The sequence below is a fragment of the Spirillospora sp. NPDC049652 genome (assembly GCF_040675125.1).
Lineage (GTDB): Bacteria > Actinomycetota > Actinomycetes > Streptosporangiales > Streptosporangiaceae > Spirillospora.
Genome location: NZ_JBFAOF010000174.1, coordinates 1 through 10,351, shown reverse-complemented (window position 1 = coordinate 10,351; position 10,351 = coordinate 1). Strand labels below are relative to the sequence as shown.

At 72.4% G+C, this 10,351-nt stretch carries 12 protein-coding genes; 5 read left to right on the top strand and 7 right to left on the bottom strand.

Going from position 1 to position 10,351, the window contains the following annotated elements; genetic code table 11:
• The 7 genes from AB0J52_RS14495 to AB0J52_RS14465 form a co-directional block, all read right to left on the bottom strand.
• On the bottom strand, window positions 1-314 hold a 314-nt coding region (locus AB0J52_RS14495), incomplete at its 3' end, for an AAA family ATPase (RefSeq protein ID WP_500182063.1).
• Between the two features lie 133 nt (window positions 315-447).
• A complete protein-coding gene (locus AB0J52_RS14490) occupies window positions 448-1,386 on the bottom strand; it encodes a catechol 2,3-dioxygenase (protein WP_500182062.1) in 939 nt (312 codons plus the stop codon).
• 12 nt (window positions 1,387-1,398) lie between these two features.
• Entirely contained in the window at window positions 1,399-2,478 is a 1,080-nt protein-coding gene (locus AB0J52_RS14485) for a 4-oxalomesaconate tautomerase (RefSeq protein ID WP_500182061.1), read from the bottom strand.
• Window positions 2,475-3,185 (bottom strand): 4-carboxy-4-hydroxy-2-oxoadipate aldolase/oxaloacetate decarboxylase, encoded by a 711-nt coding sequence (locus AB0J52_RS14480; RefSeq protein ID WP_500182060.1) that lies wholly within the window; start codon window positions 3,183-3,185, stop codon window positions 2,475-2,477. Before AB0J52_RS14480 ends, AB0J52_RS14485 begins: the two co-directional genes overlap by 4 nt.
• A complete protein-coding gene (locus AB0J52_RS14475) occupies window positions 3,182-3,925 on the bottom strand; it encodes a PIG-L deacetylase family protein (RefSeq protein ID WP_500182059.1) in 744 nt (247 codons plus the stop codon). Before AB0J52_RS14475 ends, AB0J52_RS14480 begins: the two co-directional genes overlap by 4 nt.
• 175 nt (window positions 3,926-4,100) lie before the next feature.
• On the bottom strand, window positions 4,101-4,739 hold the full coding sequence (locus AB0J52_RS14470) for a GntR family transcriptional regulator (protein ID WP_500182058.1): 639 nt from the start codon (window positions 4,737-4,739) through the stop codon (window positions 4,101-4,103).
• Window positions 4,740-4,844: 105 nt separating this feature from the next.
• Window positions 4,845-5,702, bottom strand: a complete 858-nt coding sequence (locus AB0J52_RS14465; RefSeq protein ID WP_500182057.1) for a TIGR03619 family F420-dependent LLM class oxidoreductase — start codon at window positions 5,700-5,702, stop codon at window positions 4,845-4,847.
• An 81-nt stretch (window positions 5,703-5,783) separates the two neighbouring features.
• On the opposite strand from AB0J52_RS14465, the gene AB0J52_RS14460 reads away from it, so the two are divergent.
• The 5 genes from AB0J52_RS14460 to glgX form a co-directional block, all read left to right on the top strand.
• Window positions 5,784-6,278 (top strand): MarR family winged helix-turn-helix transcriptional regulator, encoded by a 495-nt coding sequence (locus AB0J52_RS14460; protein WP_500182056.1) that lies wholly within the window; start codon window positions 5,784-5,786, stop codon window positions 6,276-6,278.
• 167 nt (window positions 6,279-6,445) lie between these two features.
• Window positions 6,446-7,006: a DUF4262 domain-containing protein gene (locus tag AB0J52_RS14455; RefSeq protein WP_500182055.1), complete on the top strand. Its 561-nt coding sequence runs from the start codon at window positions 6,446-6,448 to the stop codon at window positions 7,004-7,006.
• A gap of 89 nt (window positions 7,007-7,095) precedes the next feature.
• Window positions 7,096-7,599, top strand: coding sequence for a GNAT family N-acetyltransferase (locus AB0J52_RS14450; RefSeq protein ID WP_500182054.1), 504 nt, complete (start codon window positions 7,096-7,098; stop codon window positions 7,597-7,599).
• Window positions 7,600-8,289: 690 nt separating this feature from the next.
• Window positions 8,290-8,475 carry a hypothetical protein gene (locus AB0J52_RS14445; RefSeq protein WP_500182053.1) on the top strand — a complete coding sequence of 62 codons (186 nt, stop codon included), beginning with the start codon at window positions 8,290-8,292 and terminating at the stop codon, window positions 8,473-8,475.
• A 103-nt stretch (window positions 8,476-8,578) separates the two neighbouring features.
• Window positions 8,579-10,351: glycogen debranching protein GlgX (gene glgX, locus AB0J52_RS14440; protein WP_500182052.1), on the top strand; the 1,773-nt coding region annotated here is incomplete at its 3' end.

Sequence of the window (10,351 nt, the reverse complement as noted above, 5' to 3'; positions counted from 1 at the left end):
CCGGCGTCGCGCAGGGGCGAGCCGACGTCGCGGAGGGCGGGACCGGTGTCGCGGAGGGCCTCGACGATGGGGCCGAGGGGGAACGGCTCGCGGATGCGGCGGCAGGTCCCGGCGAGGACGCGCAGGCCGCGGAGCTCGGGGCGGGCGGTCATCTCGGCGACGAGCCGGGTCTTGCCGATGCCCGCCTCGCCGGTGACCACGACGACCGCGGGGGCCCGGGACACCGCGGCCACGAGCCGCGCCATCTCCTCGTCCCGCCCCACCAGGAGGGGCGAGACGACCCGTCCGGTGACCGACCGACCGTCCACGCTCATAGGCCGCATCCGCTCTCCGACCCCGGGCGTCCCACCGACCCGGACTACAACAACGGCCCCGTCCCGCCAGTGAACCACGCCAAGATCAATATCGCCATGCCCCGTCCCTCCGGGGCCGGGCCGGGCGGCGGTGCTACTCGACGGGCGGGGTGCCGTGGGTGTGGAAGGACTCGATCGTCTTCAGCCCCCACGCCTGGCCCTTGGCGCGCTCGGGCTCGGTCCAGGTGACGAGCTTCCAGTCGGGCGCCAGCACCAGGCGGGTCAGCGGGTTGCACAGCTCGATGCGGTTGCCGCCGGGCTCGTACACGTACAGGAAGAACGTCTGCTGGATCGCGTGCTTGTGCGGGCCGGTCTCGATGAAGACGCCGGTGTCGATGGCGAGGTCCGCGGCGCGCAGGATCTCCTCGCGGGTGTCGGTGGCGAACGCGATGTGGTGCAGGCGGCCGCTGCTCCCCGTCCAGTCCGAGGTGTAGACGAGGTCGTAGGACTTGTTGGTGAACGTCATCCAGCGCGCCGCGATCTTCCCCGAGTCCAGCCGGATCTGCTCGGTGGAGCGCGCCCCGAGGACGCGCTCCTGGAACTCGGCGTTCGCCATCACGTCGGACGCGAGGTAGTTGACGTGGTCCAGGCGGCGCACGCCGACGCCCCGGTTCGGCTTGGCCTGCGGCTGGTTCTTCAGGGCGGGCCGGGTCTCCGCGGGCGCCTCGAACCACTCGCTCTCCCAGTAGAGCGCCAGCTCGTGGCCGTCGGGGTCGGTGGTGACGTACAGCCTGCCGAGTCCGGGCTCGTCCTCGACCCACCGGCCCGCGCGGCCCGCCGCCTCCAGCGCCTCGACCCGCCGCCGCAGCGCCTCCTCGCCGGACGTGCGCAGCGCGGTGCGGCCGAGGCCCGGCCGGTCCGACGCCGTCAGGACCAGGCTGTGGTGCTCGTAGTCGTCGTAGGTACGCAGGTAGACGCGGCCCTCGGCCTCGCCGCAGACGGTCAGGCCGAGGAAGTCGGTGAAGAACCGCAGGCTGCCGTCCAGGTCGGGGGTGAGCAGCTCGGCGTGGCCGATGTGGGCGATCTCGTGCATGGGGGCTCCAGGTCAGGAAGTCGCGGGAGGCGGGGACGTCGCGGGGCGGGGGAAGACGGTGCCGTCGAAGAGCTTGCGCGCGGTGCGGACGAGACCGGCCCGGCGGACGGCGCCGCCCTCGACCTCCACCAGGACGTCCAGCCGTCCGGCGGGGTGCTCGACGCCGATCGGCTCGCCGGGGGCGGGGAGCACGGCGTGCTCGCGGCCGACCGCGCCGTCCAGGAGCATCGCGGTGGCGACGGTGACCGCGCCGAGCACCCCGATGGACTCGTGGACGCGCAGCGGGATGAAGGTGCGCGTGGAGACCGTCCCGCCGTCGCGCGGCGCGGAGACGAGGGTGGTCTTGGGGACGGACGCGTGCGTGACGTCCCCGAGGCCCATCAGCTCGCCGGCCCGGAGGCGCAGGCGCTGCACGCGTTCGCGCAGGTCATCGTCGGCCTCCAGGTCGGCCGGGCTCTCCGCGCCGGTGAGGCCGAACGCGGCCGCGTCGGCGACGACGACCGGCATCCCGTTGTCGACGCACGTCACCTCGACGCCGTCGATGACGTCCCGGACGCGTCCGGTGGGCAGCAGTGCGCCGGTGGCCGACCCCTCGGTCTCCTCGAAGTCCAGCCGGACGGGCGCGGCCGTGCCCAGCACGCCGGAGATCGCCGTCGTGCCCGCGTACTCGACCGTCCCGCCGGGCGTCGGGAAGCGCGCGGTCGCGACGCCGCCGGAGTTGAGCATCCGGATCCGGACGGCCGTCTCGGCGTCCCCGGGACGGACCAGGCCGCGCTCGACCGCGAAGGGGCCCACGCCGGCCAGCAGGTTGCCGCAGTTCTGCCGGTCCGAGACGGTCGGCGCGTCCACGCCGACCTGGAGGAACAGGTAGTCCACGTCCGCGCCGGGGTCCGCCGACGGCGCGACGACGGCCACCTTGCTGGTCAGCGGGTGCGCGCCGCCGATCCCGTCGATCTGGCGCGGGTCGGGCGCCCCCATCGTCCGCAGCAGCAGGTCGTCGCGCTCGGCGGGGTCGGACGGCAGGTCGGCGGCGAGGAAGTACGCGCCCTTGGACGTGCCGCCGCGCATCACCATGCAGCGCACGCCGTTCACCGGCCGCCGTCCTGCCGCTCGTACTCGTCATGGGTGAGGTACTCGACGCCGAGTTCGGCCAGCCGCGGGCGCAGCCCGTACCGGTCGAGGCCCAGCTCGCCGTCCTGGAAGGCGCGGCGGGTCGCCTCCTCCTTGGCGGCGCGCGCCCGCGCCGCCCGCACGGCCCGGCCGGCGTCCTCGCGCCGGACGCGCATCACGCCGTCGTCGTCCGCGAGGATCACGTCCCCCGGCCGGACGAGCTGACCGCCGACGGTGACGGGCACGTTGACCGAGCCGGGTGTCGCCTTCACCGTCCCCTGCGCGCTGACCGCCGCCGACCAGACCGGGAAGCCCATCGCGCGCAGCTCGGCGACGTCGCGCACGCCCGCGTCGATGACCAGGCCGCGCACGCCCCGGTAACGCAGCGCCGTCGCGAACAGCTCCCCGAACATCCCGTCGGTGGACGGCGAGGTGGTCGTGACGACCAGGACGTCCCCCGGCCGGCACTGCTCCACCGCCACGTGGATCATCAGGTTGTCGCCCGGCCAGGACAGCACGGTGACCGCCGTCCCGGCGATGCGCGCGTCCCGCTGGATCGGACGCAGGCCAGGGCCGAGGTAGCCGGTGCGTCCCAGCGCCTCGTGGACGGTCGCGACGCCGAACGGCGCGAGCTCGTCGACCGTCGCCGGGTCGGCGCGCGGCGGGTCGGTGACGACGACCGTCCTCATGCCAGCACGTCCGTGGTCTGCGGGTAGAGGCGGACGAACGCCTCGGCCATCGTCTCGTGCGCCAGCCCGAGGTTCGGCCCCGCGTTGCGCTTGAGCTGGACGCCCCGCCGCCGCGCCAGGTCGCCGTAGTAGCGCCACATGTGCTCCTGCGCCGGCAGGCACTCCATCGCCTTGCGCTTGCGCTCGAACACCGGGGTGATGTCGAGCAGGACGTCCGGGCGGAAGTCGCACTGCTCCGGCTGGTGCGGTTCGAAGAAGAACACCGGCGGCGCGCCGAGCGGCTCGCCGGGCGCGTCGTACCCGATGGCCTGCGCCAGCACCCGCGCCTGCAGCGCCATCCGCGCGGCGGCCGGGTGGTCGCCGTTGTAGGGGTCGGCGAGCGTGTGGGTGAGCACGACGGTCGGCTCGACCTCCCGGTAGAGCCGGACGAGCCGGTCGACCAGCTCCCGGCTCTCCACCAGCGGGTAGTCGCCCGCGTCGAAGAACTCGATCCGCGCGCCGAGCTCGGCGGCGGCCGCCTCGGCCTCGGCCCGGCGGATCTGCTTGATCTCCGCCAGTTCCCTGCCCTCGCGCCACGCGCGGGCGGACTCACCGCGCTCGCCGTAGCTCAGGCACACCACCGTGGCCCGGTCGCCGCGCTCGGCGGCGAGCGCGATCGCGCCGCCCGCCCGCCAGACGAAGTCACCGGCGTGCGCGCTGACCACCAGCAGCGAGCCGGAGGCGCTGGACGGTGTGCTCATGGGACCCCCTGGACGCTGAACGGAGAACCCGGCCGCTCCGAGGCCGCCGGGCTCCCCCATCCTGCCGTATTGTTAACAATTCTGTCGACACATGCAGCCTTCAACGCTGCGACCAGCCAGAATCCGGACACCGTCGACGCGCACACGGGCCGATTGTCAACAATCCGGGACGAGGTCAGCCGGTCTGGAGGGCCGTGATGACGCTGGCGAGGTGGCGGCGCATGGCGCGCTCGGCCGCGGCCGCGTCGCGCGCGCAGATCTCGTCGATGACCGCCTCGTGCTCGGCCAGCGACACATTCGGCCGGCCGGGCGTCAGGGCCAGCCGGAACTGGTGCCGGACGTGCTGCGCGCGCAACCGCTCCAGCACGTCGGCGGCCGTCCGCTGCCCGCTGATCTCACGGATCCGCCGGTGCAGCGCCTGGTTCAGCTCCGAGTACGTTACGACGTCGCCTGAGGCCACCGCCGCCCGCATGGACGCGCCGACCGCGCGCAGTTCGGCGGCCTCCTCATCGGTCACGCGCTCGGCGGCCTTCGCGGCGCACAGGCCCTCGACGACCATCCGGACCTCGCAGATCTCGACGGCCTCCGCCACCGTGACGGCCCGGACCCGCGCACCCCGGTTCTGGACGCGCTCGACCAGGCCCTCCCCCGCGAGTTCCAGCAGCGCGGTGCGGACGCCGCCGCGGCTGGCCCCGAACCGGCGCGCCAGGTCCGCCTCGACGAGGCGCTGGTCGGGCGCGAACTCGCCGCGCACGATCGCCTCGCGGATCTCGGCGGCCACGTCCACCGGACCGGCGACTTCCCCAGCAGACATGCATTCCCCACTCACCACGGCCGCGCCGACTCACCGAGTTCGTCAACGATTTCGCAGCCGATTCTAGGCAGCCGGTCCGGGGGAGGCGGCGCGGCGCACGCGCGCCTACCCCTCCGCGCCCACCGGCTGGGCGCCGATCTCAGCCGGGGCGTGGGCGCGGACGAACCGTTCGAGGTCGCCGAGGGGAGCGTTCAGCGGCGGAACGATGATCAGCCGGTCGACACCCAGTTCCGCGTAGTCGCGGACGGTCTCGGGGGTCGGCGGCTTCGGCGGCGAGACCGAGACGTGCAGGGCGCGGCCATGGTCCGCCGCGGCCGCGCGGAGCCGCGCGACCGACTCGGCGGCAGCGCGGCGGCCCAGCATCCAGCCGAACCATCCGTCCGCCTCGCGTGCCGCGCGGCGCAGGGCCGCCGAGCCGTGTCCGCCCACGACGACCGGCACCGGCCGCTGCACCGGACGCGGGTGGGCGTCCACCCCCTCGAAGTCGGCATGCCTGCCGTGGAAGGCGGGCCGCTCGTCGTACCAGAGCGACCGGATGGCGGCCAGGTGCTCGTCCGTGCGGGACCCGCGTTCGCCGAGCGGGACGCCCAGTGCCCGCAGTTCCGGTTCGAGGTAGCCGGCAGCCAGGCCGAAGACCAGCCGTCCACCGCTCAGCACGTCCACGCTCGCGAGCTGCTTGGCGAGGATCAGCGGGTTCCGCTGCGGCAGGACGATGACGCCCGTGCCGAGCGCGATCCGTCCGGTGCTCGCGGCGAGGTGGCTGAGCGTGGCGACCGGATCCAGGAAGGGGGCCCGCGGGTCCAGGGGCGAGAGGTCGGTGCGGGGGCTCGGCAGCACGACGTGGTCGCCGGCCCACAGCGAGTCGTATCCGAGCTCCTCGGCGAGCGCGGCGATCCGCGCGGAGGCGCGGGGGTTCGCGCAGGTCTGGAGGTTCAGGCCGTAGAGGCCGAGAGTCAATGCCACCGCTAGATAATCGAACTTCTCGATTATCCAGTCAAGCGACAATCGTCGGGCCGGACGCTCGAAGCGCTATAGCCTGACGTCATGGCTGACGAGAAGCCCCTGCGCGGCGGGCTGCCGGCGGGGCTCGCCTCCGTGACCGGGTTCCAGCTCTCCAAGTGCGGCTGGTGGATGGAGCAGCGGCTGGAGGAGTCGCTCGAAGCGCTCGGCCTCCGCGTCCGGCACTTCCTGGTGCTCTCGATGCTCAGCACGTCCGGCACCCTGTCCCAGCAGGAGATGGCCGGCTACCTCCTGCTCGACCCCACGCTGATGGTCGGCCTCGTGGACGACCTGGAGCAGCGCGGCCTCTGCGAGCGCGCCCGCGACCCGAAGGACCGGCGGCGCCACTCCGTCCGCATCACCGACGAGGGACGGGAGGTGTTCCGTCGCGGGCGGTCACTGGCCGACGACGTGGCCGCCGAGGTGTTCGCCCCCCTGTCACGCGACGAACTCCGCACCGTCGCCGGCGCGCTCGAACGGGTCATGACCCCTTTCTGGACCGAGCAGGCCGTCCGCCCCCGCCGCAAGACGGCCCGCTGAGCCCGGCGCCGCGCGACCACCGCGGGGTTCGCCCGGGCCTGACCTGCCATGACCGCTCCCGCGGGGTTCGCCGCCGTGAGGCAGAGCCCGACGCGTTGCTGAGGGACGTCCGGGGGGCGGGAGGCGCGCGCCCGGCCGTTCGGGGGAAATGATCGTAAGCTGGCGGCATGTCCGACGGCCGCCGCGAGTGCCACTGCGTACTGGACCACGACTACGGTGACCGCGACCGCATGGACACCTTCAACCTCCGCACGATCGTGCACATCGCGCAGTACGGGTTCAGCGTGGTGCTCGTCCAGCCCGAGGAGCGGACTCCCGGCTGGGTCTACAGCATCGGCCTCTGGCACAGCTTCGGCGCGGCGGAACTCGCGATGTTCGGCGGCGACGTCTACGAGATGGAGGAGACCCTCAACACCCTCGGCCGCCGCACCGCGGACGGTACCGCGCCGAACGACGGGGATGTCGATCCCGAGGTCGCGCGCGGCCACCCGGCGTCCTTCCGCACGGTCGAGCCGACCTGGTACCGCGCCGCCTTCCCCGGCGCCGTGTCGTTCTACCGCCGCCCGCCCCTGCCCTTCCTCCAGGTCGTCTGGCCGGACGGCGGCGACCTGTTCCCCTGGCAGCCCGGCACCACCCTCGACTTCCGCCGCACCCAGCCCTGGCTCTGGCTCCCGCCGCGCGAGCATCCCGAGGGCGTCTGGGCCGAGCGCCTCCGTCCGTCCTCCTGACCGCGCGTCCGCCCCGGCCGGCACACTCGGCCTCGCGTGACGCGTGGTGCGGCGGGGGGCGCGGCGGATGATCCCCTAGGCTCGGCCGGGTGTTCGGCCCGCTGGCGGAGACGCTCCGCACCCGCCGCCTCGTCCTGGAGCCCCTGACCGTCCACCACGCGGACGAGATGGCCGAGGTCCTGGACGACCCGCGCCTGCACGACCACATCGGCGGCGACCCGCTGCCCCTCCCCGAGCTGCGGGCGCGGTACGCCCGCCTCGCCGAGGGCCCCTCCCCCTTCCACCAGGAGGGCTGGCTGAACTGGATCGTCCGGCGGGCCCGCGACGGGCAGGCGATCGGCACCGTCCAGGCGACGGTGACGCCCGCCGAGACCTGGATCGCATGGGTCGTCGGCATGCCGTACCAGGGCTTCGGCTTCGCCACCGAGGCCGCGCAGGCGCTGGTCGCCTGGCTGCGCGCCCAGAACGTCAGCACGATCGTCGCCGCCGTCCACCCGGACAACACGCCGTCCGCGTCGGTGGCCGCGAAAATCGGCATGCGTCCCACGGAGAGAACGTCCGGCGACGAAACGGTCTGGCAATTCCCGGAATGACCAATTAGACCCGGATTTGTCCTTTCACCAGCACATCTCCGGCGACTGTAGGGTTTTCCCAGCACCAAAAAAACGGCGAGCCCGCCAAGCGGACTCGCCGTAGAAAGAACTGTGCCCCGGGCGGCATGCGATGCAGAGGCGGACCCGGGGCTTCCAAGAAGAAGACTACCACCGAAACGCCGTTCCCCCAACGGCTTTCCCCCCGGGAGCGCTCGATGACCATCACCCCTCCGCCCGAGTGGCTGTGCCGCGCCCTGTCCCACCCGCGCCTCGGCCCCTACCTCCACGCGACGAACAGGGAGGCCGAGGACGTTCTGCGGCTGTACGCGTGGAACGTGGAGATCTCCGCCGCCTTCTACGGGCCGCTGCACTGGCTGGAGGTGTCGCTCCGCAACTCGCTCCATGACCGGCTGCGCGAGCACCACGGGTGCGACGACTGGTGGCGGGTGGCTCCGCTCCTCCCGGAGTCGCGGCTCAAGGTCGACGACGCCAAGCGCAAGGCCCGCCGCAAGGTCGCCCGCGACCACAACCGGTCCGTCACGCCCGACGACGTGGTCGCCGAGCTGACCTTCGGTTTCTGGGTGGAGCTGCTGAGCACGGCGTCCGACCGGGGTTTCTGGGTCCCGGTGCTTCACCGCTCGTTCCCCGGGTACCGGCCCGCGCCGCAAGCTGCACCGGCCCTTCCTCAGCATGGTGCTGTTCAGGAACCGGGTCATGCACTACGAGCCGATTCACGACCGGCCGCTGGAGAAGCGCCATGCCACGCTCTATTGGCTGCTCGGCTGCATCGACACCGAGCTGGTCGCGCAGGCCCGTTCCCTCGACCGTGTCCCGGAGGTCCTCGCTCAGCGGCCCCGCCTGAGCCTGCCGGAGTGAGCCTTCACCGCCGTGTGTGGACGCCCGCCGAAGAAATGACGCTTTGGTGGGTAGGTGTGGGTCGACGGGAACAGGCGGTATGCGTTCGAGGAGTGAGACGGCGATGCGAGAGGTCTGGCCAGGGGACGCTTTTCCGCTGGGAGCGACCTGGGACGGGTCGGGTACCAATTTCGGGCTGTTCTCCGAGGTGGCGGAGCAGGTGGAGGTCTGCCTGTTCGAGGCGGACGGGAAGGAGGAGCGGATCGTCCTGCCCGAGGTGGACGGGTTCGTGTGGCACGGATACCTGCCGGGCGTCGGCCCCGGGCAGCGGTACGGGTACCGCGTGCACGGGCCGTACACGCCGGAGACCGGCGACCGGTGCAATCCGGCCAAGCTGCTGCTCGACCCCTACGGGAAGGCGGTCGAGGGCGAGGTGCGGTGGCACGAGGCGCTGTTCTCGTACCGGTTCGGCGATCCGGACGAGCTGAACACCGACGACTCGGCGCCCTACATGCCGAAGAACGTGGTGATCAACCCGTTCTTCGACTGGGCGGACGACCGTCCGCCGCGCACGCCGTACCACCAGACGGTCATCTACGAGGCGCACGTGCGCGGGCTCACGATGCGCCATCCGGGGATCCCGGAGGAGCAGCGCGGCACGTACGCGGGGCTGGCGCACCCGGTGATGATCGACCACCTGCTCGAACTCGGCGTGACGGCGGTCGAGCTGATGCCGGTGCACCAGTTCGTGCCCGAGCACGCGATGGTCGCCCGGGGGCTGACGAACTACTGGGGTTACAACACCATCGGCTTTCTCGCGCCGCACAACACCTATTCGGCGACCGGGCAGTGCGGAGAGCAGGTCCTCGAATTCAAGGCGATGGTGCGGACGCTGCACCAGGCGGGCATCGAGGTCATTCTCGACGTGGTCTACAACCACACCGCCGAAGGCGACCACCTGGGGCCGACGATGTCCTTCCGGGGCATCGACAATTCGTCCTATTACCGGTTGCGGGACGACGACCGCCGCTACCACCTCGACTACACCGGATGCGGCAATTCGCTGAACGTGCGCAGCCCGCACGCGCTGCAGCTCATCATGGACTCGCTGCGGTACTGGATCCTGGAGATGCACGTGGACGGGTTCCGGTTCGACCTGGCGAGCGCGCTCGCGCGGGAGCTGCACGACGTGGACCGGCTGGCGGCGTTCTTCGACCTCGTCCAGCAGGACCCGGTGGTCTCGCAGGTCAAGCTGATCGCCGAGCCGTGGGACGTCGGCGAGGGCGGCTACCAGGTCGGGAACTTCCCGCCGCTGTGGAGCGAGTGGAACGGCAAGTACCGCGACACCGTGCGCGACTTCTGGCGCGGGTCGTTCGAGACGCTGCCGGAGTTCGCGTCCCGGCTGACCGGCTCGTCGGACCTGTACGAGCACAGCGCCCGCCGCCCGTTCGCGTCGGTCAACTTCGTGACCTGCCACGACGGGTTCACGCTGGCCGACCTGGTCGCCTACGAGGGCAAGCACAACGAGGCCAACGGCGAGGACAACCGGGACGGGACCGACGACAACCGCGCCTGGAACTGCGGCGCGGAGGGCCCGACCGACGACCCGACCATCACCGAGCTGCGCGCGCGGCAGCGGCGCAACTTCCTCGCGACGCTGTTCCTGTCCCAGGGCGTGCCGATGCTGTCGCACGGCGACGAGCTGGCGCGGACGCAGCAGGGCAACAACAACGCCTACTGCCAGGACAACGAGCTGACCTGGATCGACTGGGAGGCGGCGGAGGAGGCGGCCGGGGACCTGGAGTTCGTCCGGATCCTGTCCCGGCTCCGGCACGAGCACCCGGTGTTCCGCCGCCGCCGGTTCTTCCAGGGCGCGGGCGCGGGCTCGGACGGCCAC